General features: G+C 71.0%; 21 protein-coding genes. 11 read left to right on the top strand and 10 right to left on the bottom strand.

The window, feature by feature from the left end:
• Position 1: 1 nt before the first annotated feature.
• Positions 2 to 877, top strand: coding sequence for a phosphogluconate dehydrogenase (NAD(+)-dependent, decarboxylating) (gene gnd / locus EDD92_RS39130; protein WP_123968670.1), 876 nt, complete (start codon positions 2 to 4; stop codon positions 875 to 877).
• A gap of 7 nt (positions 878 to 884) precedes the next feature.
• Positions 885 to 1,472, top strand: coding sequence for a histidine phosphatase family protein (locus EDD92_RS39125; RefSeq protein WP_123968669.1), 588 nt, complete (start codon positions 885 to 887; stop codon positions 1,470 to 1,472).
• Positions 1,473 to 1,879: 407 nt separating this feature from the next.
• Here the strand turns inward: EDD92_RS39125 and EDD92_RS39120 are convergent, their stop codons facing one another.
• Entirely contained in the window at positions 1,880 to 3,154 is a 1,275-nt protein-coding gene (locus EDD92_RS39120) for a lipase family protein (protein WP_123968668.1), read from the bottom strand.
• 322 nt (positions 3,155 to 3,476) lie between these two features.
• Between EDD92_RS39120 and EDD92_RS39115 the strand changes: the two genes are divergently transcribed.
• From EDD92_RS39115 to EDD92_RS39105, 3 genes are read left to right on the top strand one after another with little or no spacing between them, the layout of a single operon-like run.
• A complete protein-coding gene (locus EDD92_RS39115; protein ID WP_123968667.1) occupies positions 3,477 to 6,356 on the top strand; it encodes a peroxidase family protein in 2,880 nt (959 codons plus the stop codon).
• The gene (locus EDD92_RS39110; RefSeq protein WP_123968666.1) at positions 6,353 to 7,720 is read left to right on the top strand and encodes a hypothetical protein; all 1,368 of its coding nucleotides are present in this window, start codon (positions 6,353 to 6,355) and stop codon (positions 7,718 to 7,720) included. Before EDD92_RS39115 ends, EDD92_RS39110 begins: the two co-directional genes overlap by 4 nt.
• An 11-nt stretch (positions 7,721 to 7,731) precedes the next feature.
• Positions 7,732 to 9,198 carry a membrane-associated oxidoreductase gene (locus tag EDD92_RS39105; protein WP_123968665.1) on the top strand — a complete coding sequence of 489 codons (1,467 nt, stop codon included), beginning with the start codon at positions 7,732 to 7,734 and terminating at the stop codon, positions 9,196 to 9,198.
• On the opposite strand, the gene EDD92_RS39100 is transcribed toward EDD92_RS39105, so the two are convergent.
• Together EDD92_RS39100 and EDD92_RS39095 are read right to left on the bottom strand one after the other, a co-directional pair.
• The gene (locus EDD92_RS39100) at positions 9,185 to 10,984 is read right to left on the bottom strand and encodes a bifunctional sugar phosphate isomerase/epimerase/4-hydroxyphenylpyruvate dioxygenase family protein (RefSeq protein ID WP_123968664.1); all 1,800 of its coding nucleotides are present in this window, start codon (positions 10,982 to 10,984) and stop codon (positions 9,185 to 9,187) included. The two genes, EDD92_RS39105 and EDD92_RS39100, sit on opposite strands and share 14 nt — an antisense overlap.
• Before the next feature lie 116 nt (positions 10,985 to 11,100).
• A complete protein-coding gene (locus EDD92_RS39095) occupies positions 11,101 to 11,982 on the bottom strand; it encodes a shikimate dehydrogenase (protein WP_123968663.1) in 882 nt (293 codons plus the stop codon).
• A gap of 141 nt (positions 11,983 to 12,123) precedes the next feature.
• Here EDD92_RS39095 and EDD92_RS39090 point away from each other — a divergent pair, with 141 nt between their 5' ends.
• Positions 12,124 to 12,789, top strand: a complete 666-nt coding sequence (locus EDD92_RS39090) for a TetR/AcrR family transcriptional regulator (protein ID WP_123968662.1) — start codon at positions 12,124 to 12,126, stop codon at positions 12,787 to 12,789.
• 220 nt (positions 12,790 to 13,009) lie between these two features.
• The gene (locus tag EDD92_RS39085) at positions 13,010 to 14,350 is read left to right on the top strand and encodes an MFS transporter (RefSeq protein ID WP_123968661.1); all 1,341 of its coding nucleotides are present in this window, start codon (positions 13,010 to 13,012) and stop codon (positions 14,348 to 14,350) included.
• A 194-nt stretch (positions 14,351 to 14,544) separates the two neighbouring features.
• On the opposite strand, the gene EDD92_RS51650 is transcribed toward EDD92_RS39085, so the two are convergent.
• Genes EDD92_RS51650 through EDD92_RS39070 form a run of 4 tightly spaced genes read right to left on the bottom strand, consistent with a single transcriptional unit; the run spans position 14,545 to position 15,963 of the window.
• Positions 14,545 to 14,670 (bottom strand): hypothetical protein, encoded by a 126-nt coding sequence (locus EDD92_RS51650; protein ID WP_260327072.1) that lies wholly within the window; start codon positions 14,668 to 14,670, stop codon positions 14,545 to 14,547.
• Between the two features lies 1 nt (position 14,671).
• Positions 14,672 to 15,013 (bottom strand): VOC family protein, encoded by a 342-nt coding sequence (locus EDD92_RS39080; RefSeq protein WP_123968660.1) that lies wholly within the window; start codon positions 15,011 to 15,013, stop codon positions 14,672 to 14,674.
• Between the two features lie 53 nt (positions 15,014 to 15,066).
• Positions 15,067 to 15,501 carry a VOC family protein gene (locus EDD92_RS39075; RefSeq protein ID WP_123968659.1) on the bottom strand — a complete coding sequence of 145 codons (435 nt, stop codon included), beginning with the start codon at positions 15,499 to 15,501 and terminating at the stop codon, positions 15,067 to 15,069.
• A gap of 51 nt (positions 15,502 to 15,552) precedes the next feature.
• The gene (locus EDD92_RS39070) at positions 15,553 to 15,963 is read right to left on the bottom strand and encodes a VOC family protein (RefSeq protein ID WP_030936560.1); all 411 of its coding nucleotides are present in this window, start codon (positions 15,961 to 15,963) and stop codon (positions 15,553 to 15,555) included.
• 238 nt (positions 15,964 to 16,201) lie between these two features.
• On the opposite strand from EDD92_RS39070, the gene EDD92_RS39065 reads away from it, so the two are divergent.
• Entirely contained in the window at positions 16,202 to 17,977 is a 1,776-nt protein-coding gene (locus EDD92_RS39065) for a hypothetical protein (protein WP_260327069.1), read from the top strand.
• A gap of 157 nt (positions 17,978 to 18,134) precedes the next feature.
• On the opposite strand, the gene EDD92_RS39060 is transcribed toward EDD92_RS39065, so the two are convergent.
• Both EDD92_RS39060 and EDD92_RS39055 read right to left on the bottom strand, forming a co-directional pair.
• Positions 18,135 to 20,225 (bottom strand): tetratricopeptide repeat protein, encoded by a 2,091-nt coding sequence (locus EDD92_RS39060; RefSeq protein WP_123968658.1) that lies wholly within the window; start codon positions 20,223 to 20,225, stop codon positions 18,135 to 18,137.
• 153 nt (positions 20,226 to 20,378) lie between these two features.
• A complete protein-coding gene (locus EDD92_RS39055) occupies positions 20,379 to 20,816 on the bottom strand; it encodes a PPOX class F420-dependent oxidoreductase (protein ID WP_123968657.1) in 438 nt (145 codons plus the stop codon).
• A 78-nt stretch (positions 20,817 to 20,894) separates the two neighbouring features.
• Here EDD92_RS39055 and EDD92_RS39050 point away from each other — a divergent pair, with 78 nt between their 5' ends.
• The 3 genes from EDD92_RS39050 (at position 20,895) to EDD92_RS39040 (ending at position 24,240) form a co-directional block, all read left to right on the top strand.
• Entirely contained in the window at positions 20,895 to 21,470 is a 576-nt protein-coding gene (locus EDD92_RS39050) for a TetR/AcrR family transcriptional regulator (RefSeq protein WP_123968656.1), read from the top strand.
• On the top strand, positions 21,467 to 22,843 hold the full coding sequence (locus EDD92_RS39045) for an MFS transporter (protein ID WP_123968655.1): 1,377 nt from the start codon (positions 21,467 to 21,469) through the stop codon (positions 22,841 to 22,843). The genes EDD92_RS39050 and EDD92_RS39045 overlap by 4 nt, the downstream gene beginning before the upstream one ends.
• A 167-nt stretch (positions 22,844 to 23,010) precedes the next feature.
• Entirely contained in the window at positions 23,011 to 24,240 is a 1,230-nt protein-coding gene (locus EDD92_RS39040; protein ID WP_123968654.1) for a serine hydrolase, read from the top strand.
• A 70-nt stretch (positions 24,241 to 24,310) separates the two neighbouring features.
• On the opposite strand, the gene ribA is transcribed toward EDD92_RS39040, so the two are convergent.
• Positions 24,311 to 24,970, bottom strand: coding sequence for a GTP cyclohydrolase II (gene ribA, locus EDD92_RS39035; RefSeq protein ID WP_123968653.1), 660 nt, complete (start codon positions 24,968 to 24,970; stop codon positions 24,311 to 24,313).
• Positions 24,971 to 24,975 lie beyond the last annotated feature (5 nt).

Below are 24,975 nucleotides of genomic sequence, written 5' to 3'. Positions count from 1 at the left end.
CATGCAGATCGGACTCATCGGGCTCGGCAAGATGGGCGGCAACATGCGCGAGCGGATCCGCCGCGCCGGCCACACCGTCATCGGCTACGACCGCAACCCCGACCTCTCCGACGCGGCCAGCCTCGCCGAACTGGTCGACAAGCTCGAAGCGCCGCGCGTGGTGTGGGTGATGGTCCCGGCGGGCGCCCCCACCCAGTCCGTCGTCGACGAGCTCGGCGGCCTCCTCTCCCCCGGCGACACGGTCGTCGACGGCGGCAACTCCCGCTGGACCGACGACGAGAAGCACGCCGAGGAGCTGGGCGCCAAGGGCATCGGCTTCGTCGACGCGGGCGTCTCCGGCGGTGTGTGGGGCCTGCAGAACGGCTACGCGCTGATGGTCGGCGGCGACAAGGAGCACGTCGAGCGGCTCCAGCCCATCTTCGAGGCGCTCAAGCCGGAGGGCCCGTACGGCTATGTCCACGCGGGCAAGGTCGGCGCCGGGCACTTCTCCAAGATGGTCCACAACGGTATCGAGTACGCCATGATGCAGGCCTACGCCGAGGGCTGGGAACTGCTGGAGAAGATCGACTCGGTGACCGACGTCCGCGAGGTGTTCCGCTCCTGGCAGGAGGGCACGGTCATCCGATCCTGGCTGCTCGACCTCGCGGTCAACGCCCTCGACGAGGACGAGCACCTGGACAAGCTGAAGGGCTTCGCGCAGGACTCGGGCGAGGGCCGCTGGACGGTCGAGGCGGCCATCGACAACGCCGTGCCGCTGCCTGCCATCACGGCCTCCCTCTTCGCGCGGTTCGCCTCCCGCCAGGACGACTCCCCGCAGATGAAGATGATCGCGGCCCTGCGCAACCAGTTCGGCGGACACGCCGTCGAATCGAAGTAGGTCTGCCGTGGGGGACCTTCTCCTGGTCCGCCACGGCGAGACGGAGTGGAGCGTGTCGGGACAGCACACCAGCTGGACCGACCTGCCCCTCACCCAGCACGGCGAGGAGCAGGCCAAGTCCCTCGCTCCACTCCTCTCGCAGCGGACCTACGCACTCGCCCTGACCAGCCCGCTCGGCCGCGCCATACGCACCGCCGAACTCGCGGGCATCACCGGGACGTTCGTCGAACCCGACCTGCACGAGTGGGACTACGGCGCCTACGAGGGCATCACCACCGTCGAGATCCACCGCACCCGCCCCGACTGGTACCTGTGGACCGACGGCGTGCCGCCCGGCCCGGACGGACACCCCGGGGAGTCCCCCGAACAGATCGGGCAGCGCGCCGACCGCGTACTGTCCCGCGTGGACGCGGCGCTCCCCGACGGGGACGTGATCCTCGTGGCGCACGCCCATTTCCTCCGGGTGCTGACGGCCCGACGGCTGGGTCTTCCTCCGGCGGACGGCCGTCTCTTCCAACTGGCGACGGGCACCGTCAGCCGACTGTCGACCGAGCACGACCGCCCGGTGATCGCCGAGTGGAACACCCGTCCCTGAACCCCGGGGCTCCGGGCCAAGCAGGTCGGGCGAGGTCTTCTGTCCCGCGCCCTGAAGGGGCGCGGGACTGCACATATATGCGCCTCCGCCGCGCGGCCGCGACCAGCCACGACGGCGCCCTGAAGGGGCGCGGGGAACTGCGCGACCAGCCACGACGGCGCCGCACCCGATCGACGGCAGATCACAGCCCGCAGCCGCACATCGCGGTCCCGCGGCGCAGCCGCACGTCGGCACAGCGAACGCGCCCCAGAAGGGGCGCGGGGCTGTATCTATATGCGCCTCCGCCGCGCGGACGCGACCAGCCACAACGGCGCCGCACCCGATCGACGACACATCGCAGCCCGCGCCGGGGCCGGAACATCGCGGCCCCGCGGCACAGCCGCACATCGGTACAACCCGCGGAGCGACTAAAGCACGTCTCCGAACTCGCTCAACACCCCCGGCGGAGCAAGCGCGTTGACGTAGTGGCCCGGGCCGTGGTCGTCGAAGGAGTACTTGAACGGGATGGTGCGGGTCAGCGCCAGGCGGGTCGTGAAGAACGCCAGCGGCGCCACCACGGCCAGACCCGCCAGGCTGTCCATCTGGGGGTAGTGCAGGCCCGGTTCGGTGACCTCGGTCCAGCCCTCACCGCCGGCCCGCAGCAGGGGCCGTACCGACCGTCGTACCCCTTCGGTGACGCGGACCAGCAGCCCGCCCCAGTCCCGGTCGACGACCGTGCGCAGGAGGTCGCTCGGCAGTGTCAGGCCCTCGATCGCCGAGTCGGCGACGAAGGTGAGCGTGGCGTCGACCAGGCCGTGCCGCCTGCGGTAGTGGAACTCGCGGCCGAACGGCTGGTACGGGCCGACCGGCCGGGGCGGCAGGGCGGGCACGACGTCCCGGTCGAAGATGTAGCGGATCAGCCGGTCGCGCAGGACGTAGTTGTGGTGCGGGCCGGGTGTCTCCTCGCAGGCGCGGGCCAGATCGGGGCCGCCGACCATGGGCTGGCCGAAGGTGTAGACGCCCTTGAGCTTCTCGGCGATGTGCCGGTAGCGCGGCTCGTGGACGAGGGTGACCGCCATGATCGCGGCCATGGCCGCGCCGAGGCTGTGCCCGGTGATGTAGAGGGCCTCCAGGCCACCGCCTCGGGTGCCCTGCTCCCTGGGATTCAGGGACTCGCCGCGCACGGCGCGCTCCAGGGCCTCGATGATCAGATGGCGGGTGGCACGGACGTTGCGGTAGAAGCCGGCGTGGACCTCGTACTTGCGGCCCTCCAGTTCGACGGTGAGCATCTCCGGCCGTACGTCGGCGTCGGTGAGGATGCTGATGATGTCCTCGGGCTGGGTGCCGCGGTAGCAGAGGATCGCGACCCTGCGGTCCTTGTCCTGGATCAGATAGGCGGCGGACGCGATGTACAGGGCGTCCACGCGCTGCTCGAAGGCCCGGCAGTCGTTCTCCTCCAGACCGAGCCGCGCCATGATCATGGAAACGGTCTGCACGTCGCTGTGCTGCTCGAACCCGGCGTACGAGTAGGCCGCGCAGGTCGCCAGCACATGCGGGACGACTCCGTCCGGGTCGGGCTGGTGCTTGTCCTCGACGAGCCGTTCCACCAGGTCCGGGTAGACCGGGAAGCTGCTCGGATCGGTTTCGGGCTTGCACGGGCGCAGCGCGGCGTAGCTGGGCCCTTTGACGTATGTGTCCCGCATCTGGGACCTCCCCCGGGACGTCTGCGGGTGGTGGGCACCCACCATGGCCCCGAACCGTCACCGGGAAGGAGTCGTTCCCCGGCCACGGCGGGGGCGCCGGATGGGGTTGCTGGGAAGCGGGAACGCCCGCGGTGCGGGCACAGCAGGTTACGGCTCTCTCACAGGCCCGGCTGACGTGCCCAAATGCCGTTCACCGTGCAATTGTTCGCATGGGGCGCAAGATGGCGCACATCGGCGCGAACCATCGCTGTGAGCGCGCGTCGGCCGCCAGTAGCGTGCGGGGCCCTGTCCCGTACGCAACGTGCGCGTGAGGAAACGACCGATGGCCGAGACCGGGCAGCAAGAACCGCAGTACGAGCGGTACGAAGGCGGTAGTCCCGAAGCGGAGCGGCTGGTGTTCGAGCAGCTGGCCGCCGAACTGATGAAGGTGCAGGTCAAGAACCGGCGGGCGGGGGGCGGCGGGATCGCCCGGACCTTCCATGCCAAGGCGCCGGTGGCCGTGGACAACGCGCGGCTGCGCTTCCACGACGATCTCCCCGCCGCACTGCGGGTGGGGTTCGCCCAGCCGGGCGCCGAGTATCCGGCGACGGTACGGCTGTCCAACGCGAGCGGGATCCGGCAGGGCGACGGTTCGCCGGACCTGCGCGGGGCGGCCGTACGCGTGCAGGTGTCGGACGAGGAGAGCCACGACCTGCTGGCAACCAGCTATCCCGTCTCGCACGCCCGCAACGCACGGGAGTTCGTGGCCTTCGCGAAGGCCATGGCGGGCGCAAAAAGCCCCGTGCAGAAGGCGTTCGGGCTGTTCGTGAAGCTGCCGCTGGCCGTGGGCCTCGGCACCGCGAACCGGATGCGCCGCAATGTGCAGGCCGCCACCCGGCACACCGTCGACTCCCTTGCCAACGAGACGTTCTGGAGCCGCGGCGCGGTGCTGTGGGGCGAGGCGGGACCGGTGCGGTTCCTGTTCCGGCCCGCGCCCGGCACACCGCCGGCGCCCGCTCCGGACCGCCGGGACGCGGACGCCCTGCACCGGGAGTTCGCGCACCGGCTGGCGCAGGGGGAGGTCAGCTACGACCTGTGCGTGCAGCGCTTCGTCGACGAGCGGCGCACTCCGGTCGAGGACGCCTCGGTGGAGTGGAAGGACGGCGTGTCGCCCGCGATCGCGGTGGCCCGGCTGACGATTCCGAGCCAGGACCTGAACACCGCCGAGGCCCGCGCGACCGCCCGCCGGATCGAGGACCTCGCCTTCAACCCCTGGTACACCACGGACGACTTCCGCCCGCTCGGCAACATCAACCGGGCCCGGAAGGCCGCGTACCAGGCGGCGAGCGCGCACCGGCTGGGGCTGAGGTTCGTCACCGAGGAACCCCTGCGCAACCGCATCCTGGGCCGCCCGATAGAAGCGACCTTCGCGCTGCTGAACCGCTATGTCCCGTGGCACCGGCTGCCGTTGCAGTTGAGCCTGCTGAACCTGGTGTTCCTGCGCAAGGTGCTGCGCCGCCGCAACCTGATGGACACCGAGCCGCGTGAGGCGCCGCCGCGGGCCCAGCGGGTGCCGGCGCCGATCCCGGAGCAGCTGCGCGGCGAGCGGTCGTACGAGGGGACGTACAACGATCTGGCGGCCCCGAAGACGGGCGCGGTGGGTGCCACCTTCGGCCGCAACCTGAAGCCGGAGTACCGCCCGGACCTCTTCGACACCCCGAACCCGGTCACGGTCAGCCGGCAGCTGCTGTACCGCGAGAGCTTCGTGCCCGCGACCTCCCTCAACATCCTGGCCGCCGCCTGGATCCAGTTCCAGGTGCACGACTGGGTCAACCACCGCCGTTACAAGCCGGGCGAGCGCAGCGTCGAGGTGCCCCTGCCGCCCGGCAGCGGTCCCTGGCACAACACGCCCGGCGGACCCGGCGAGAACGTGATGCGGTTCGCGGAGAACGAGGGCATCGAAGTGCCGGGCCGGCCCCCGATCCTCTTCGGCAACAACGCCTCCCACTGGTGGGACGGCTCCGAGGTGTACGGCGAGGACGAGCACACCGCCCGCTTCCTGCGCGAGGCCGACGGACGCGCCGAACTCCGCCTGGAGGACGGCCACCTGCCCGGCGGCAGCAACGGTCACATCCCGCTCACCGGCTTCAACGAGAGCTGGTGGATGGGCCTGAGCGCCATGCACACCCTCTTCGCCCGCGAGCACAACGCCGTGTGCGCCGCGCTGCGCGCCGAGTACCCGGCGATGAGCGAGGAGCGCATCTACCAGACCGCCCGGCTGGTGGTCTCCGCGCTGATCGCGAAGATCCACACGGTGGAGTGGACGCCGGCGATCCTCGCCACCGAGGCGATCGACATCGCGCTGAAGACCAACTGGCAGGGCCCGCCGAAGAACTGGCTCAACCAGCTGGGCCTGTGGCTGTTCGAGGCGCACTCGCTGACGGGCATCCCGAAGACCCTCCCGGACCACCACACGGCGCCGTACTCGCTGACGGAGGACTTCGTCACCGTCTACCGCATGCACCCGCTGGTCCCCGACGACTTCGAGCTGCGCGAGCACCACTTCGGGCAGCGCCTGGAGACGGTGGGCTTCCTGGACATCCAGGGCGGGGCGGCCGAGTCGCAGATCCGCAAGACGGGCCTGTCGAACACCCTCTACTCGTTCGGCATCGCGCATCCCGGCGCGATCACGCTCCACAACTACCCGCGCGCACTGCAGCAGTTCGAGCGGGACGGCGAGATCATCGACTTGTCGGTGGTGGACCTGGTCCGCACCCGGCGTCGTGGCGTGCCGCGCTACAACGACTTCCGCGAGGGACTGCACAAGCAGCGCATCCGCTCCTTCGAGGAGCTCACGGAGAACGCCGAGACCCTGGCCCGGCTGAAGGACGTCTACCGCTCGGTCGACGAGATCGACACGGTGGTGGGCCTGTTCGGGGAGAACCCGCCGACCGGCTTCGGCTTCAGCGACACGGCGTTCCGCATCTTCATCCTCATGGCGAGCCGGCGGCTGCAGTCCGACCGCTTCCTCAACGTCGACTACCGGCCCGAGGTGTACACGCCGCTGGGTATCGACTGGGTGGAGCGGGGCGGCATGAACTCAGTCATCCTGCGGCACTGCCCGGAGCTGGCGGCGCTGCTGCCACGCGGGGCGAGCGCGTTCGCGCCGTGGCGGACGGTGCGAGCGACCAGCGACGGGGACATGCACGGAGGCCGTGAATGAGCACCGTCGGCGGTCACCCGGGGCTGGCCGACCTGTTCGGCCGGCCCCTGCTGGACACGGTCTGGCACCGGCGCACCCACCGCGTCAGCCGGGGCGCCTCGGTGCCTGCCGGGTCGATGAGCTACAGCTCCCCGCATGCCCAGCAGCCGCTGTCGGAGCTGGAGGAGGCGGTGCTGATCGCGATCACCGGCTGTACGGGCCTCACCATGCCGGACCGCCCCTTCGAGGACCCGCGCGACGGCAAACCCATCATGGCCAAGCCCAACCTGACCATGGCGGGCCGCACGGCGGGCAGCCCGGACAACGCGCAGGGCACCCACTTCTTCATGATCAACGACACGGGTACGTACTACCTGCGGAAGCTGCCACCGGCTCCTCAAGCGCCCTTCGACGCCGAGACGCTGGCGGCGCGGGCGGCGCAGTCCAAGGTGAAGGTCCTCGACCACCGTCTCGACGTACCCCAGAACAAACGGGACTTCCCGGCGTACCTGGACTCGAACCGCTTCCTGTCCAACCTGGCGGGGACGACGGTGTTCTTCCCGGTGGTAGACCTCTCCCATCAGTACATCAACGCGTTGATGTACCTGCTGACCCAGCCGGACGGAGCACGCCCGACGCTGGTGGACGACCGCAACTTCTACCGCCCCGCCGGCGTGAAGAAGTGGGTCAAGAACGGCTTCCTCAACGGAGATCTGAAGCTCCCGCTCGGCGCACTCGGGCCGATGCGCACCCAGATCGAGGCGGACCTGCTGCTGCAGAACCTCATGCTCACGGCGGAGGCGATGGGCCTCGGCGCCTGGATCCATGCGTCGATCAACCCCCAAATAGCCCTGGGCGACCCGAAGTTCTCGCGCATGTACGGCAAAATGCTCGGCTTCACCTTCGTCACCCCGCGCTGGCGGCTTGCGGACGTGTGGCGCTGGCACGTCCCGCTCCCGGCGTACGCGACCCTGCGCTCCCATCCGGTGGGGCTCACCTCCCGGGACGGCGAGGCGCTGATCGCGGCCGCCTGTCCGCCCGCGCACAAGTCGATGTCGGACGCGGTGGATTCGGTGATCGGCTCGAAGTTCGGCACCGGCGGCATCTACACCGACAAGGACGTCTTCACCCGCATCTACAAGGAGGACTACGGCCAGCGCTATCTCGCGGAGGCGAGCGAGTACGAGGAGCGGGTGATCGACTGCGCCCGCGACATCTGCGAGTACGTGATCCGCACCCACCGCAGGTTCCCGGCGCACACGGACGCGATCCACGTCCCGGGTATCTGGCTGCAGACCCATCACGTGGAACGGGAGTACTACGAGCGGTTCTTCGTGAACGGGCTGACCGACACCCACCGGCGGCATGCGGAGCTCTGGGATTAGAGTCCCGCTCTGTGGAGATCAACGATCTGACGCCGGCCGAGCAGCGGGTGTGGCGGGCGTTTTCGACGGGGGCGACGGTCGACTTCCGGGAGGGGGGCGACGACGAGGACACGGCGGAGGGCGCGCAGTGGGGGCCCGAACGGAGCATAAGAGCAACGGTGTTGCGGGCACTGCTCCTCAACGGCCCCCGAGTGCCGGGGGAAGTGGCCGCGCTGAAGGTCAAAGGGGCGCGGGTCACCGGCACCCTGGACCTGAGACACGCGACGGTCGACAGCATCGTCCATCTGAGCCACTGTCACTTCACCGACGCCCCGGACCTCTCCGGCGCCCACCTCCCCTACCTCAACCTGCGTGACTCCGTGCTGCCCGGCCTGATGATCGCGCGGGCCCGCGTGGACGGCAGCGTCCGGCTGACGCGCTGCCGGTTCACCGGAGTCGTACACCTGGGCGGATCGCACATCTCCGGGGTGTTGTTCCTCGAACGGGCTCGGTTCGCCGCCGTGTCGGAGACCGGGCCGGTCCTGCGGCTCAGCCACGTCACCATCGAGGACGACCTGTGCGCGCCCGGGCTGCGCACCCACGGCGAGATACGACTCGACGGGGCCGCCGTCGCCGGATCGGTCGACCTCAACGACGCCCGGCTCCACCACCCCGGAAACGCCGTCCTCGACGCCCAGACCCTCGTCGTGGAAGGCGACCTCCTGATGCGGCGCGTGGAGGCGACAGGCTGGATCGGCCTGCGCGGCGCACGCATCGCGGGTCGCTTCGACCTGTCGTACTCCCGTCTGTCGAACCCGGACGACTCGGCCCTGCGGGCGAGCAGCTGCACCATCGGCGAACTCTGGCTGCGCAAGGGGCCGCCCTTGGAAGGACGGCTCAACCTGCGCCGCGCCCAGGTGGACGTCCTGTTCCTGGAACCGGAGGTGGTGCCCGACGAGGTCTATCTGAGCAGCCTCGTGTACACCACTCTCACACCCCACGAACCCGCCGAGCGCCGCCTCCCCATGCTCGAACGCGATGCCGAGGGCTATGTCCCGCACGCCTACGAGCAACTGGCCACCGCCTACCGCCGCGTCGGCGACGACCACGCCGCCCGCCTGGTCCAGCTCGCCAAGCAGCGCCGTCTCCGCTCCACCCGCGCCTGGTACGGCCGCCTCTGGGGCTACGTCCAGGACGCCACCGTCGGCTACGGTTTCCGCCCGCTGCGCGCAGCCGTATGGCTGCTGTCGCTCCTCGCCATCGGCTCGACCGCCTACGCCCTGCACCACCCCCACGCGCTCAAGGCGTCGGAGGCCCCGCACTTCAACCCGGTCTTCTACACCCTCGACCTGCTGCTGCCGGTGATCTCCTTCGGCCAGGAGGAGGCGTTCGCGCCGGACGGCTGGTACCAGTACCTCGCCTACGCCCTGATCATCACCGGCTGGATCCTGGCCACGACGGTCGTCACCGGCGTGACCAGAACCGTCAGCCGCCAGTGAGCCGCCGCGCGGCATGCTGCGCGGCCAGACGCACGGGTGCGTTCTGGGCGCCGTACCCCTGGTACCCGCCGTCACGCTGGACGAGTTCGAAGAAGACCCGGCCCACGGTCCGCGTGTAGCAGTGCCGGAACTCCCCGTAGCGGTCCCGGTCGTAGAGGATCCCGAGCTCGCGATACGTCTCCAGCTCCCCCTCGGCGAACTCGAACCGGGCCGCCAGGTCGTCGTAGTAGTTCGCGGGCATCGCCAGCAGCAGCCCGCCCGCCTCGCGGAAGCGGCGCGCCGCGGCCACCACGTCGTCCGTCGCCAGCGCGATGTGCTGGGCATGGACCGTGTCGTCGGCGGGTGCCGCACCGACGGACAGGGCGATACGGACGCTGCCGTCGGCGGCGGCGACGGCGCGGCTGCGCAACAGGCCGTAGGGGTCGGCGACGTCCACGCTCTCCTGGGCGGACAGACCGAGGACGCTGCGGTGGAAGAGGGTGGCCTCCTCGAAGTGGTGCCAGGGCTGCACAAGAGCCAGATGGTCGATGCGCCGCACACCCGGGGACACCGGCCCGGCATGCTCGGCGTCCTCGAAGTCACCACGCCAGTCGGGCAGTTGGGGCCGACCGGTCGCGCAGAAGAACAACTCCGTGCCGTCCGGGGCCGCCACGGCATCCAGCGGTGCGTCCTCGCTCGCGCGACGGCGCGGCAGCACGGGCGCCAGCAGCGCCTCGGCGCGCCGCGCCGCGCCCGCCGGGTCCGGGGACTCCAGACCGATCGCGGCGAGCCCGGTGCCGTCCCGTCGGGCGGCCGGCCCGGTGTTGACGAGCACTCGGGCCTCCCCCGCCTGCCACAGATCGACCGGCTTGCTGCGGTGCCGCGCTGTCCGGACGAAACCCAGGGCCCCGAGCACCTCGCTCACCGGCTCGGCGTCGGGAGTGATCAGCTCGGCGAAGGCAACCCCCGTGGGAACGACAGGGGCGGGCAGCTCGGCCGGCCCCACCGCCTCCTGGAGGACCAGGAGCGACCGCTGCGCGTCCACGGCCGTCGGCCCGGCCTCGGCCTGCCGGAAGACGTCGTTGAAGACCTCCAGGGAGAGCGGCCCGGCATACCCCGTGCGCAGCACATGCCGCACGAGCCCGGCGACGTCGAAGCCGCCCTGCCCCGGGAAGCAGCGATAGTGGCGGCTCCACTGCAGGACGTCCATCGCAAGCAGCGGAGCGTCCGCGAGCTGCAGGAAGAAGATCTTCTCGCCGGGAATGTCCTCGATGCCCTTGGGATCGGACCCACGGGAAAGAATGTGAAAGCTGTCGAGACAGGTGCCGAGCGCGGGATGGTCCGCGGTCTCGACGACGTGCCACGCATGGTCGTACGTACTGACGTGCCGCCCCCAGGCAAGCGCCTCGTAGGCCACGCGGATCCCGGAGTCCTGTGCCAGATCGGCGAGTTGACTCAGCTGCTCGGCGGCGAGGGCGTCGTCGTCCACGGCCAGGGGACTCACGCTGGAACAGACGAGGACCGTCTCGGCCCCCAGCCGCCGCATGACCTCGAACTTGTGCCGGGCCCGACGCAGATTACGCGCGAACTCGTCCTCCGGGACGGCCTCGATGTCCCGCATGGGTTGGTAGAGGTCGATGCTGAGGCCGAGATCGGCGCAGCGGGCCCGGATCTCCTCGGGACTGAGCGGACTCGCCAGCAGGTCGTTCTCAAAGATCTCAACCCCGTCGAACCCGGCCCGCGAGGCGGCGGTGAGCTTTTCGGTCAGAGACCCACTGAGAGACACGGTGGCAATGGACGTAAGCATGGGGCCTGCTCCTTCAAACTGCCGGGTACGACAGCGCCCCTATAGGGGCGCGGGGCTGTGTTGGATTTGCGGCTGCCGCCGCGTGAGCGCGAGCAACCACAAACAACCCGCACCCGTCACACGGCCTCACCGACCGAGCTCTCCACAGCAATCTCCGCGAAGTCGGCAAGCATCCGCACAGCGTCCGGCTCCCGCCCGGTGAACAACCGAAACGCATCCGCAGCCTGGAACACAGCCATCCCGCCCCCGTCCAAAGCGGCACAGCCAACCGCCCGCGCGGTCCGCAGCAGCTCGGTCTCCAACGGCCGATAGACAACCTCGGCAACCCACAGCCCGGGGTGCAAGAGCTCCGCAGGAAACGGCAGCCCGGGATGCGCAGCCATCCCGGTTGGCGTGGCATGCACAATCCCGTCGGCCGAGCCGAGCAACTGGGCCAGCCGGTCCGGGGCTGCCGCAACCGCCCGCCGCACCCCGAAGTGCCGGTTCAGCGAAGCAGCAAGCTCCGCGGCCCGATCGGCCAACGCGTCCACGACTGTGACCCGCTCCGCCCCCAGGGTGAGCGTCGCATGAGCGACAGCCGCCCCCGCCCCGCCGGCACCCAGCTGCACCACCCGCTCCAGCGAAGCGTCCGGCAGCCCCCGCGCGAACGACGCGGCGAAACCCGTGACGTCCGTGTTGTGGCCGACGGCGCGACCGTCCTCGAAAACGACGGTGTTGACCGCCCCCAGCGCCTCGGCCTGCGGAGCAAGTGCGTCCAGGTGCTCGATCACCAGCTGCTTGCACGGGTGCGTGATGTTCAGCCCGTCGAAGCCGAGGTCCCGGGTGGCCCGCACCAGGTCGCCGACCGCCTCCGGCGGCACGCCGAGGGTGTCGATGTCGATGAGCCGGTACAGATAGCGCAGGCCCTGCCGGTCCGCCTCCCGCTCGTGCAGCGCCGGGCTGAGCGACGGGCCGATGCCGGAACCGATCAGTCCGACGAGATACGAGTCCTTGGCCACGGGGCCTCCTGAGCCGAGCGCTAATGTACGAACTAGTACGTTAGCTATATCAGCCCGGTGGTTGCCTGGGAAGACCTCGCCGACGCCACCCGGCCCGCCTTCTAGAATCTGCGGCACTGGCCGCACTCCCGAAGGAACCCGATGACCAGCGTCGACGAACCGGCACGACCCAACGGGCGGATCCGCGACGCCGCCCGCACCCAGGCCGAGATCCTCGACGTGGCGACACAGGAGTTCGCACGGGCGGGCTACGACGGCGCCCGGGTCGACGAGATCGCCGCCCGCACCCGCACCACGAAGCGGATGATCTACTACTACTTCGGCGGCAAGGAACAGCTGTTCACGGCCGTTCTGGAGCGGGCGTACGGCGTGATCCGCGAGGCCGAGCAGAAGCTGGACGTCGAGCACCTGGACCCGGTCGCGGCCATCCGGCGTCTCGCCGAACTGACCTTCGACCACCACGAGCAGCACCCCGACTTCATCCGCCTGGTCAGCATCGAGAACATCCACGGTGCCGAGCACATCGCCGCCTCCGAGAAGCTGGGCAGGATCGGCTCCCCCGCGCTCGACGTGATCCGCCGCATCCTGGCCGCCGGGCAGGAATCGGGCCTGTTCACGGCCGACGTCGACGCGGTCGACCTGCACGCGATGATCAGTTCCTTCTGCTTCTTCCGGGTCTCCAACCGGCACACGTTCGGCGCCCTGTTCGGCCGCGACCTGGTGGACCCCGCCCAGCGCGAGCACTACCGGACGATGCTGGGCGACATGGTGATCGCGTACCTGACGGCGGACCGCGCGACGAACTGATCACGCCGATCACCCGCACGACAGCGGCAAGATCCTTCGACGCCGCCCCTTGACACCCGGGAAACGTGGGCGCAACATCCGTAGCCAACCACTACTAACTATCCAGTGGGTTAATTAGCCGGGTAGCGCCCGGCGCGGCCGTCCCGTCACCCCAGGGATCCGGCACTTCTCCCCCGCCGCTCACTCCGCTTACGTTGGAGTTCCCTCGAAGGAGCAAGCCGTGTCCGTCCCCGCCGAAGCCGTCGGGCAGCCGAGAAAGGCGGCCACCGCCGCCTGGATCGGCAGCGCCCTGGAGTACTACGACTTCTTCATCTACGGCAGCGCGGCCGCGCTGATCTTCCCGAAGGTCTTCTTCGACGAGTCCGACCCGGCCACCGCGACCCTGCTGTCCCTGGCCACGTTCGGCGTCGCGTATGCGGCCCGGCCGGTCGGCGCGCTCTTCCTCGGCCACTTCGGTGACCGTGTCGGCCGTAAGAAGATCATGGTCTTCACACTGATCCTGATGGGCCTGTCGACGTTCCTCATCGGCTGTCTGCCCACCCGCGCCCAGGTCGGGGGCCTCGCGCCGGTCCTCCTGGTCGCCTGCCGCGTCCTGCAGGGCATCTCGGCGGCGGGCGAGCAGGCAAGCGCCAACTCGATGACCCTGGAACACGCGCCACCGAACAGGCGCGGCTTCTTCACCAGCTTCACCCTCAGCGGCACGCAGGGCGGCCAGCTCATCGCCACCCTGGTCTTCATCCCGGTGGCCGCGCTCCCGGAGAGCCAGCTGCTGTCGTGGGGCTGGCGGGTTCCGTTCTGGGCGAGCGTCGCGGTCGCCGTCGCCGGCTATGTCATCCGCCGCAAGCTGGAGGAGACACCGGCCTTCGCGAAGCAGGCGGCCACCGAGGGGGTCGTGAAGCTGCCGCTGGCGGTGCTGTTGCGTGAGCACTGGGCGGACGTGCTGCGGGTGATCGGCGGCGCGCTCATCGCTTCCGTCTCCACCATCTTCACGGTCTGGGCCCTGTCCTACGCCACCAGCGACTCGGTCGGCATGTCCCGCTCCTCGATGCTGTGGGTGGGCGCGCTCGCCAACCTCGTGGCCCTCGCGGCGATCCCCCTGTGGGCCTCTCTGTCGGACCGCATCGGCCGCCGCCCGGTGTTCCTGATCGGCGCGGCGGGCAGCGCCATCGCCATGTTCGGCTACCTGTGGGCGATCTCGACGGGCAACTACCCGCTGACCCTGATCCTGGGCATCGTGGCCTTCGGCATCGTCTACAGCGCCGCGAACGGCGTCTGGCCTTCCTTCTACGGCGAGATGTTCTCCACCCGCGTCCGCCTGTCCGGCATGGCGATCGGCACCCAGATCGGCTTCGCCGTGGCCGGCTTCGCGGTCACCTTCGCCGCGCAGATCGCGGGCCCCGACGGCAACGACTGGTCCTCGGTCGCCCTCTTCACCGCGGCCCTCTGCGTCCCACCGGTCATCGCCGCCCTCTCGGCCCGCGAGACCCACAGGATCTCGACGGAACACCTGGGCGACCGGGCCACCCAGGGAGCATCACAGCCGGAGACGGTCACCGCCTGACGCGTCCACGAACGCCCCCGGGCCCCGGATGCCCCACCGGCTCCGGCACCCGGGGGTTCCGGCGCCCCTGAAAGGGGCGCGGGACAGTATCGATGTGCGGCTCCGCCGCGTGGGCGCGACCAGCCACGATGGCGCCGCAGACAACCGACGGCAGCCCGCGGAGGGCACGCTCAGCCACTGGCCGGCAGCACCACTCACGCCTCCGCGACACGCTCCGGCGCGAACCCCTCCCGAGCCTGCTCGCGTACCACCGCACCGGCCTCCCGCCAGTGGTCGGGGCCTGCCGTGCCGCCGGCCTCCGCCAGGCCCAGCCCCGCCACCCTACGCTCGTGGGTGACGTGGCTCGTAGAGGCCGACTTCGCCGCCGCCCGGCAGCCGGAAGCCGGTCAACTGGCCCCAGCGTTCCTCCTGCAGGGGACGGGTGAACTCCACGCCCTTCTCGGCGAGTTCGGCGGTTGTCGCGTCGATGTCGTCGCACATCATGAACAGTTCGTGCGACGGCTCGCCCTCAGCCGGGTGGAAGGCGACCTCTGCGGGCGGCGCCTTGAAGATGAGCCAGCCGTGGCCGGCGTCGACATGCGCCCAGCCGAGGACGTCCCGGAAGAAGGCGCGGTCCGCCTCGGCGTCGCGGGTGTAGATCACCACATGTGCACCATTGATCACGCGCGGAGGCTAGGTCCCCGGCCCGGGGCACGGCAAGGGCGGCGCGCGGTCGGTCATGTGGAAGAGGCGGCCACGCAGAACTCGTTGCCCTCCGGATCGGCCATCAGGATGTGGTGTCCGCCGAACTCCTCCAGGACGCTCCCGCCCGCCTTCACCAGGCGCTCGGACTCGGCCCGGATGCGGGCCCACCGCTCGTCGGGACTGCCGCCTCCCGGCACGCGGACGTCGATGTGGAGGCGGTTCTTCGCCGTCTTGGGCTCGGGGACCTTCAGGATGGACAGCCGGGGACCCACGCCGTCTGGATCGCAGAGCCACGCGCCGTCGTCCGCCGAGTCGTCCTCCGGCAGGTCGAACTGCGCGAGCCACTCCTCGCGCGTGGCGAAGGGAGCGGGCGGCGGCTCGTCGACATAGCCGAGCGCCGTCTTCCAGAACTCGGCGAGGAGCCGCGCGTCCGCGCAGTCAAGCGTGAGATCGAAGGTGGCTGCCATGCGACGACCGTACTGCGCACCACTGACAGCAGGACCGCCGCCGGAGCCTGATCAGGCGTTCGACCAGCCCCGCTCGCACAACACCAGCCGGTATCCGTCCGGATCCTCGATCGTCACGCCCCACCGGTTCCAGTACGGATTGGGCGACGGCACCCGCTTGCCGCCGTGCTCCTCCAGCCGGCCCACCAGGTCCTCCGGCACCGGCCCGTCGACGTAGACGACGAGGAGGTCCTCCTCGGTGGGCCGGGGCTCGACGGGCCGCACCGGTTCATGAACGAGCTCCAGATGCCATCCGGCGTCCGGCCAGCCGAGCATCAGCAGGTCGTGCTCGCCGGGTTCGGAACCGCCCTCGGTCCGCCACACCACACTCAGCCCGAGCCCCTGCGCCCAGAACCGCTCGGCGGCCGCAAGGTCGCGGGACGGGCGGGCGATACGGATGTGGCTGCGGCCGTCGACCGGCATCGTGACCTCTTCCTGAGCTGCGGCATCCTTCCTCGCAGCCTAGGCAGTCCGTGATCCGCGAACCATCGGTCGTCCGCCCTGCACCCAGGGACCTAGGTCCCCACCCGCCGTTTTCGTCGGCCTCCGGGCGAAAGGCGCTGTTGAGGCATTGCGCGCACTGCGGTAATCATGAGGAACCTCCGCGCGCTCCGGCCGGATTCAGGGGCGGCCGGGGTGCGCGGACCGACGTTGACTATCGTTGCCCGATCACACGAGCGGGCGGCGAGAGGCGGACGAGGACGTGGCGGGGGCCGGGTGGATACGGGTGCCGGTCGGCGACGACGCCGCACGGTGGGCCACCCGCGGGCGCAGCCACAAGGTGCTTCTCGTCGTCCACAACGTGACCGCGGCGACCCGTCTGCTGGACGTCCTGCCGCTCTTCCACGACGACTTCAGGGTGCAGCTGCTGGCCACCTGCCCGGGCTCGTCGGCGTTCCGGGCGGGCGTCGTCGAACTGCTGGACGGGACCGGGGTGCCCGTACTGCCGTGGGAGCAGGCAGTCGAGACGCCGGTCGCGCTGGCCGTGTCGGCGAGCTTCGGCGGTCAACTCCGGTCACTTTCCGGTGTATTGACCGTCTTGTCACACGGTGTCGGATACACTAAAACACTGGCGACACCCGACACCCGACACCCGACACCGGGCAGCGGTCAGGAACGGTCGGATCCGGTCTTCGGAATGTCGCCGGAGTGGCTTCTCGACGAGAACGACAAGCCGATCGCGGACGCGCTCGTCCTCTCGCACCCCGAGCAGTACCAGCGGCTGCGCACCGTCTGCCCCGAAGCCGCGCCCACAGCCGTGCTCGCCGGGGATCCCTGCTGGGACCGCATACTGGCGGCCCGCCCGTACCGCGACCGCTTCCGCCGCGCCCTCGGGGTGGGCCGGGGGCAGCGCCTGATCGTCCTGAACTCCACCTGGAACCCCGAGTCGCTCTTCGGCGACGGCGGCGGCGATGACGTACTCCCTTCCCTCCTCCCCCGTCTGACCTCGGAGTTCCCGGCCGACGAGTACCGTCTCGCGACCGTGCTGCACCCGAACGTCTGGCAGGGTCACGGCCCCGGCCAGATCCGCGCCTGGCTCGACCGCGCCCGCCGCGCGGGACTTTCCCTGATCGACCCCCTGGAGGGCTGGCGCCAGGCGCTGCTCGCCGCCGACGCCGTGATCGGCGACCACGGCTCCGTCACCTATTACGCAGCCGCCCTCGGCACACCGGTCCTCCTCGGCGCCGCACCCCTCGCAGGCCTGGACCCCGAGGCCCCGGTCCACGCATTCGTCCGCACCGCACCCCGCCTCGACCCCGCACGGCCCCTGCGCCCACAGCTGGACGCGCTCGTCGACCACCACCAACCACCGTCCGAGCCCGCCGAGTTCGTCAGCTCCGCACCCGGCGAGTCCGCGACCCGACTGCGGCGGCTCTTCTACGACCGCATCGGCATCCCCGAACCGGACGCACCCGCCCGCCTCGAACCACTCCCTCTCCCGCCGTACGAACCCGCGACGCACACGGTCCCGTTGCTGGTCCTCACCCGCCTGCTCGGCTCCGGCGAGGTCTCCGTCACCCGGTACGCGGGCCCGCATCCAGCACCGGACAACGCGGGCGAGGCCCACACGGCGGTGCACGAGGACACCCTCGAGAGCGAGCAACTCCCCCTGGCCGACGTGGTGTTCAGGTACGGCGACGAGAACGACCCACGCTTCGTCTCCCCCGCCCACTGGACGGCAGAGATCCTCGCCCGGCACCCGCACTGCGCGCTGGCCGCCTACGTCACGGGCCCCGGCTCGTGCGTCGTCCGCACCCGATCGGGCACGTCAATACGCCTGGACGCCGGTCCCGGCGCGGACGCCGATCCGGCCGCGTACGCCTCCGCCCTGCACGCGTGGCTGGCGGCGGGCAAGTCACTGGAGCTGTCGGCCAGGCAAGGGCTGACCGTCCGGATCGGGAAACTGACCCACCCCGTACGGCTCACTCCGGCGTGACACCCGCTCCCGCAACCACGCCACCGGATACTCGGCGTCCCCCACCCCAGGCCTCAAGCGCCTCCCCAATACGCATGGCTCACAGCAGACAAGCCGCCGAACCGCCGGCCGGACAGAGGCTGACCGCCCAGATCGGGAACACCCCACCCCGTACGACTCACTCCGGGCTGACACACCGTTCCCGCAGCACCCGCAGCCACGCCACCTGGTATTCGGCGTTCTCACGTCCGAGAGCCGTGAGCGCCTCGTCGATCAGTGGTCGTGCGGTCTCCGATTCGCCGCCGTCCAGGTGGGTTTCGGCGAGGTCGGTGAGGGTGCGGGCGGTGTTGTAGGCCTCGCCGGTGTCGCGGAAGAAGCGCAGGGCGCGGTCCAGCCGCTGCACCGCCTCCTCGCGGCGGCCGAGGCCGCGCAGGGCACGTCCCCGGTGGCGTTCCAGCAGGGCCCGGGCGCGCGGGAGGTCGGCAGCGCCCTCGTCTTCGGGGCCGATGCCGTCGAGGATGCCGTACGCCTCCTCGAAGCATGCGTACGCCTCCTCGAAGCGCCACTGCCGCAGCCGCAGCAGTCCGAGGAACTCGACCGCGGAGGCGTGGCCGCGTACATGGCCGGCCGTCTGCTCGTCCCGGGCGGCGGCGAGCGCTTCGGGTTCGGCCTCGTCCCAGCGGCGCAGCTCCGTCAAGGTATGGGCGAGTTGGGCGTGCAGTGCGCCGGCCGTGCGGGTGCCGGGGAAGTGCTCGTCGGCGGTGCGTGCTCCGGCGCGCAGTGCGGGCAGCAGGACGTCGTGGTGGCCGGCCTTGAGCTGGAGCGGCCACAAGGCCTGGCAGAGCAGGACGACCGTGGCCCAGTCCCGGAAGTCCTCCGCCGCGTGCACCGCCTCGACGAGACCGGGCGCCTCGGCCGCCAGAGCGGCGACGGCCGTGCCCCGGTCCGGGAAGGACACGGGCGAGTCGGCGGCGGGCACCCGCCAGCTCTCGGGCAGTGCGGCCCGTGCCGCACCGACGGCCAGGTCCCGGTAGCCGGCGACGACGCGGGTGACGGCGGCCGAGCAGGCCGCTATGCCGTCGAGGGCGGCCGCCGTGTGCTCGGCGTGGGCACGGACGGCGGGGCGGTAGCGGTAGCGGCCGGCGTCGGTGCGTTCCAGGAGGAGGGCCTCGGCGAGTTCCTCCAGGTGGCGGGCGGCTTCGCCCTCGTCGAGGTCCGCAGCGCGGGCGGCCGCGGCGGGATCGAGGGCGGGCCAGTCGCGCAGGGCGGCGAGCCGGTAGAGACGGGCCGCGGCGGGTGTGAGCAGACGGTAGGAGTCCTCGGCGGCCGCGCGGACGGGGTCGTTCCCGGGTCCGGCGGGCGGCTCGGTGTGCGCGGCCAGGCGGGGTGCGGCCGCGCGCAGTGCGTAGGGCGAGCCGGCGCAGCGGTCGAGGAGCGCGGGCAGCGCGGCGCGGGCAGCGCTGATCGCCGGTCTGCCGACGAGGTCGGTGAGCAGCCGTACGGCGTCCCGCCGGGCCAGCGGGCCGACCGGGATGCGCAGGGCGTCCAGGCCGGAGAGCGGCTGACGGGCGACGACGATGGTGAAGACACCGGGCGCCGAGGTCAGCAGCGGCCGGAGCTGCGCGGCGGACCGGGCGTGGTCGAGCACGAGCAGCAGCTGCCGGTCGGCCAGACAGCGCCTCAGGAGCTCCGCGCGGTCGGCGGCGGCCGGGGGCACCTCCTCGTCGGGCAGGCCGAGTCCGCGCAGCAGGGTGCCGAGAACCGCTTCGGGCGCGCGGGCGCGCAGGTCGGCGTAGAGCTGACCGTCGGGGAAGCGGGCGGTCTGCCGCCAGCCCCAGTGGATGGCGAGGGTGCTGGTGCCGATGCCTTCGGGGCCGTGGAGGAGCACCAGCCGGGGGCGTCCGCCGAAGGCGCGCGTCGCCTCCTTGTCCAGTACTTTCAGGGCCTTTTGACGATCCGTGAAGAAGTGCGGGGCGGTCGGCAGGCAGGGGCGGTGCGGTCCCGAACCGGTGCCGGGAGCTGGCACACGGCTGGCGAACTGCGCCCAGGCATGCGCCAGTTGGGGATCCTGATGTATGCGCTCGTGCACCAGGCGGACCACGTCGTCCATTTGCCCGGGAGTGGTGGGGGCGGTCACCTCGGCCCCGGCAATGCGGCGGACCAGACCGCCCGCCGACTCCCACGCCCACTTGCCGGCTTCGTTCGCCATGCCCGATCCGACGGCTCCGAGCACCGCGCCGATGGCGCCCAGCGAAACCGGATCCACCATGCCGTGCACTCCCCGTCTTCCGTTCTCGGCTGTTCCACCTGTCGCTCGCAGTGATCAACCCTAGCCGTAGTAACGGGACATGACAGGGCATCACCCGGCTCGGGCTCCGGACCCGCCGGACGGGTTCATGTCCTTCAGCCCTGCCGGGCTCCGTCAGCCCCGGTTGGCCCCCTTGGGAATGCCGTACGCCCGCTCCACCTTCAGCCGCACCACCAGGCGCCGGTCGCGGACCATCGCGGCACGGTAGTCGTCCCAGTCCGGGTGCTCGCCCAGGACGTCGCGGTACACGCGGATCAGCTCCTCGACCGTGTCGTCGTGCGGGTCCTTGGCGACGGGTGCGAGCTCGGCGGTTCCCTCGACGACCGTGTAGGCGCGGCGGTCCGCGGTGGACACGTGGTACGACGCCCGCGCGTCCCGGCGCAGGTTGCGGGTCTTGGCCCGGTCGTCGGTGACGGAGATCCGGATGACGCCCTCGTCCGGGTAGTAGTGATGGCTGACGTTCGACAGCTGGGGCCGGCCGTCGCGCTTGAGCGTGACCAGCACGCCGCTGCGTTCGTCGGAGAGAAGCTCGAGCAGTGTGTCGTGAGTCATACCCAGCTAACCCATCGGACCGATCTCCGCATTCCCGTCGGGTAGACACTGTCTACGAGCGGCTGGTAGACAGTGTCTATGGATGCATCGGAGAGTGGACTACGGGACCGGCTGGTCGACGTCGGAGTGGATCTGGTCGCAAGGGAAGGCGCGCAGGCGCTCACCCTGCGGGAGATCGCGCGCCGGGCGGGCGTCTCGCACGGGGCGCCCCGCCGCTACTTCCCCACCCACCTGGAGCTGCTGTCCGCCATCGCCCGCCGCGGCTTCGCAGAACTGTCCGAGCGAGCGACGGCGGCGACCGGCGACGGCACGGCGACCCCGCGCGAGCAGCTGACGGCGCTGGCGAAGGTCTACCTGGAGTTCGCGGTCCACAGCCGCGGCATGTACGAGCTGATGTTCCGTCATGATCTGCTGGAAAGCGGGCACTTGGGGCTGCGCGACACGAGCCTGCCGCTGTTCGGGCGGCTGGTGGAGCTGGTCGGGCGGGTCCGGCCCGACGCGGACGCCCGGGTCGTCGCGGGCGCATTGTGGGCGAACCTGCACGGCATCGCCCAGCTGTGGGTCTGGGGCAGCCTCCAACTCGCCACGGGCACCGACGACTTCGTACTTCTGCTGCGTTCGGCCCTCGACGCGCACCTGGGGGACGGCGCATGAGCGGGCACCGCGCGCTGACGCTGACGTGCAGTGTGGTCGGGGCGGTGATCGTCGCCCTGGACGGCACGGTCCTCACCGTCGCGCAGCCCACCCTGCAACGGGACCTGGGCGCGTCCTTCACGCAGGTCCAGTGGACCAGCACCGGCTATCTCATCGCGGTGGCGGCCCTGTTGGTGTTCTCGGGGCGGCTCGGCGACCGGTACGGGCATCAACGGGTCTTCGCCACAGGGATGTTGGGCTTCGGGGTGATGTCGGCGGGCATCGGTCTGGCGCCGGGTGCCGGCTGGGTGATCGGTCTGCGGGTCCTGCAAGGTGTGTTCGGTGCGTTGCTGCAGCCTGCCACGCTCGGGATGCTGCGGGCCGCGTTCCCGCCCGACCGGCTGCGGATGCCGGTCGCCGTGCGGGCCGGCGCGATCGGGGTGGCGGCCGCGGCGGGGCCCGTGCTGGGCGGGGCGCTGGTGGCCGGGCCGGGCTGGCGGGCGGTGTTCTTCCTCAACGTCGTACCGGCACTCGTCTTCGGCCTGCTCGCGCTCACGCTGCGCGGCCCGCGTCCCCACCAGTCCTCCCCCGCCGGTCTGGACGTGCCCGGCGCGCTCCTGCTCGCCGCGACCCTGGCCGGTCTGGTCCACACCCTGGTCACGCTGCCGGATGGCGGATGGACGACGGCGAGCGCGCTCGGCCTGGCGTCGGCAGCGGTCGCAGGTACCGCCTTCGTACGGCATGAGCGGCGGACCGCAAGCCCGCTGGTGCCGCCGGACGTCGTGGGCTCGGCCGCCGTCCGTTCCGCGCTCGGCATGCTGGTCGCCGCGTCGGCCGCCCTGAACGGCACGCTGTTCGTCGCCACCTTCCTGCTCCAGGACACGCTCGGTCTCGACCCGGTGCACATGGCCCTGCTCAGCCTCCCTCTCGCGGCACTGATGATCGTCGCCGCGCCGGGGTGCGCGGTACTGCTGCGCCGGGTCGGGGCCCGCCGTACGACCGTGTCGGCGATGGCCGTCCTGGCCGCCGGGATCCTGGTGCTGGGCCGGGCCTCGGGCACGGTCGGCTTCTGCATCGGGTTCGCGCTGCTGGGGGCCGGGTTCGGCACGGTGATGGTGGCGGCCACTCATGTCGTCGTACGCCAGGCCGCCATCGGGTCGGCCGGGGTGGCGGGCGGGTTGCAGCAGACCGCGATGAACGTCGGCCCGGCGCTGGGCGTGGCCGCGGCGACGACGCTGATGGGGCTGGGCCACGGGTACGGGCTGCCGCTGTTCGTCCTCGCCGTGGTGGCCCTGGCCGGGGCGGCGGCGGGCCGCGCACTGCCGGAACGTTCCGCCGAAACGATCAATCACGGTCAACCGGGGGCCATCGCCGGCGTTCCTGAGCGACGATGAGACCAGGCAGAACAGGCGAGTCCGCTCCGGTTCGACGCGCCCCGAAGGGGCGCGGGGCTGTATCTTTATGCGGCTCCGCCGCGTGGGCACGACCAGCCACAGAGATGCCGCGGCCCACTGCCGGTCTGTCGCGGCACTCACACCGGAGTGCGTTTCGGAGGAGAGCGATGACACAGCTGCGACAAGAGGTCGACCCGGGCGAGGTCGGCCTGGACGCCAAGGCGCTGGACCGCCTCGACCAGCACTTCGCCCACTACGTGGACGACGGGCGCCTGCCCGGCTATCTCGTGGCCGTGGCCCGCGGCGGACGCGTCGCCCACCTCACCACCCACGGTCTGCGTGACGTCGCGGCGGGTCTGCCCGTCGAGGCCGACACCCTGTGGCGGATCTACTCCATGACCAAGCCGGTCACCTCGGTCGCCGCGCTGATGCTGGTGGAGGAGGGCCGCCTGTCGCTCGACGACCCGGTCGCCCGCCACCTTCCGGCCTTCTCCGACCCGCAGGTCTACGAGAGCGGATCCGGCGCCGGCCTCCGGACCCGCCCCGCTGCCCAACCCCCGCTGATCCGGCACCTGTTGACCCACACCGCGGGCCTGACCTTCGCCTTCTACCACAACCACCCCGTCGACGCCCTCTACCGCGAGGCGGGCCTGGACTCGGCCGTGCTGCCGGGCTCGGACCTGGCCGGGACCGTCGACGCGTACGCGCGCCTGCCGCTGCAGTTCGAGCCGGGCACGCAGTGGAACTACTCGGTCGCCACCAATGTCCTCGGCAGAGTGATCGAGGTCGTGTCCGGGCAGCCGCTCGACGTCTTCTTCGCCGAGCGCGTCCTCGGCCCGCTCGGCATGACCGACGCCGGTTTCTGCGTCACGGACGAACAGGCCCCGAGGCTCTCCGAGTTGTACGGCGAGACCGACGCCGGCGGCATCGAGCCGATCGCCGGGCTGCCGCTGCGCGGGCGGCCCCGCTTCCTGTCCGGCAGCGGCGGCATGGTGGCCTCCGCGTACGACGTGCACCGCTTCATGGAGCTGCTGCGCCGGCGCGGCGAGCTCGACGGCGTCCGCCTCCTGGCCCCCGAGACGGTGGACCGGATGACCCGTAACCAGCTGCCCGGCGGCGCCGACCTGCGCGCCTTCGGCAGCCGCCCGGCCCACGACGAGCCCGGCAACGACGGCGTCGGCTTCGGGTTCGGTGTCTCCGTCGTCATCGACCCCGACCGCACGCAGGCGCCCTCGGGTCTGGGGACGTTCGGCTGGAGCGGGGTGGCGACGACGACCTTCTGGGTGGACCCCGGCCGCGATCTGACCGTGCAGTTCATGACACAGGTCCGGCCGAAGTCGTCGCTCAGGCTCTTCCCGGACCTCAAGCGGATGGTCCACGAGGCGGTCACGGACTGAACGTGCCTCGGGGCCGCGACCGGAACACCTCGCCGACCGGCGGTGTCGGCGAGGCGGTGCGCGATCCTGCTCAGGACAGGTGGGCCACCGCGTCCAGGTGCGGCAGGACGTGGTCGAGCCGTTCCCGCTTGGTGCGCAGATAGGTGATGTTGCTCTCGCACGGCGGGATCAGCAGCGGGACCGTCTCCGCCACTTGGATGCCGTGCCGGACCAACGCCTCCTGTTTGCGCGGGTTGTTGGACATCAGGCGCACCGAGTTCACGCCCAGGTCCTGCAGGATCTTGGCGGCGACGCCGTAGTCGCGGGCGTCCACCGGCAGCCCCAGCGCGAGGTTCGCCTCGACGGTGTCCAGGCCCTCCGCCTGCAGCGCCATCGCCCGCAGCTTGGCGAGCAGACCGATGCCGCGGCCCTCGTGGCCCCTCAAGTAGACGACTATGCCGCTGCCTTCGGCGACGACGGCCTTCAGCGCGGAGGCGAGCTGGTCGCCGCATTCGCAGTGCTGGGAGCCGAACGCATCACCGGTCAGGCACTCGGAATGCAGCCGGGTGAGGACGCCCTCCGTGCCGATGTCACCATGGACGAGGGCCACTTGCTCGTCGCCGCGGTCGTGATCCATGTAACCCACCGCCCGGAATTGCCCGTACACCGTGGGCAGCGGGGCATTCACAACACGTTCCACGCCCGTGCGCTGTGCGGACTTCTTGCCGAGGACGCCGATTTTATCTGTCATGATCT

Source organism: Streptomyces sp. TLI_185, from assembly GCF_003814765.1.
In the GTDB taxonomy this organism is placed as follows: domain Bacteria; phylum Actinomycetota; class Actinomycetes; order Streptomycetales; family Streptomycetaceae; genus Streptomyces.
The sequence above is the reverse complement of the archived record's forward strand: the minus strand, read 5'-3'. Positions and strand labels throughout refer to the sequence as shown.

What these genes read in the sequence shown, in the direction of transcription:
- EDD92_RS39110 (WP_123968666.1), top strand. Translation starts at nt 6,353, where the DNA reads ATGAGCACCGTCGGCGGTCACCCGGGGCTGGCCGACCTGTTCGGCCGG.
- ribA (WP_123968653.1), bottom strand. Translation starts at nt 24,970, where the DNA reads ATGACAGATAAAATCGGCGTCCTCGGCAAGAAGTCCGCACAGCGCACG.
- EDD92_RS39075 (WP_123968659.1), bottom strand. Translation starts at nt 15,501, where the DNA reads ATGGCAGCCACCTTCGATCTCACGCTTGACTGCGCGGACGCGCGGCTC.
- EDD92_RS39120 (WP_123968668.1), bottom strand. Translation starts at nt 3,154, where the DNA reads ATGCGGGACACATACGTCAAAGGGCCCAGCTACGCCGCGCTGCGCCCG.
- EDD92_RS39060 (WP_123968658.1), bottom strand. Translation starts at nt 20,225, where the DNA reads ATGGTGGATCCGGTTTCGCTGGGCGCCATCGGCGCGGTGCTCGGAGCC.
- EDD92_RS39050 (WP_123968656.1), top strand. Translation starts at nt 20,895, where the DNA reads ATGGATGCATCGGAGAGTGGACTACGGGACCGGCTGGTCGACGTCGGA.
- EDD92_RS39070 (WP_030936560.1), bottom strand. Translation starts at nt 15,963, where the DNA reads ATGCCGGTCGACGGCCGCAGCCACATCCGTATCGCCCGCCCGTCCCGC.
- EDD92_RS39055 (WP_123968657.1), bottom strand. Translation starts at nt 20,816, where the DNA reads ATGACTCACGACACACTGCTCGAGCTTCTCTCCGACGAACGCAGCGGC.
- EDD92_RS39100 (WP_123968664.1), bottom strand. Translation starts at nt 10,984, where the DNA reads ATGCTTACGTCCATTGCCACCGTGTCTCTCAGTGGGTCTCTGACCGAA.
- EDD92_RS39045 (WP_123968655.1), top strand. Translation starts at nt 21,467, where the DNA reads ATGAGCGGGCACCGCGCGCTGACGCTGACGTGCAGTGTGGTCGGGGCG.
- EDD92_RS39090 (WP_123968662.1), top strand. Translation starts at nt 12,124, where the DNA reads ATGACCAGCGTCGACGAACCGGCACGACCCAACGGGCGGATCCGCGAC.
- gnd (WP_123968670.1), top strand. Translation starts at nt 2, where the DNA reads ATGCAGATCGGACTCATCGGGCTCGGCAAGATGGGCGGCAACATGCGC.
- EDD92_RS39115 (WP_123968667.1), top strand. Translation starts at nt 3,477, where the DNA reads ATGGCCGAGACCGGGCAGCAAGAACCGCAGTACGAGCGGTACGAAGGC.
- EDD92_RS39040 (WP_123968654.1), top strand. Translation starts at nt 23,011, where the DNA reads ATGACACAGCTGCGACAAGAGGTCGACCCGGGCGAGGTCGGCCTGGAC.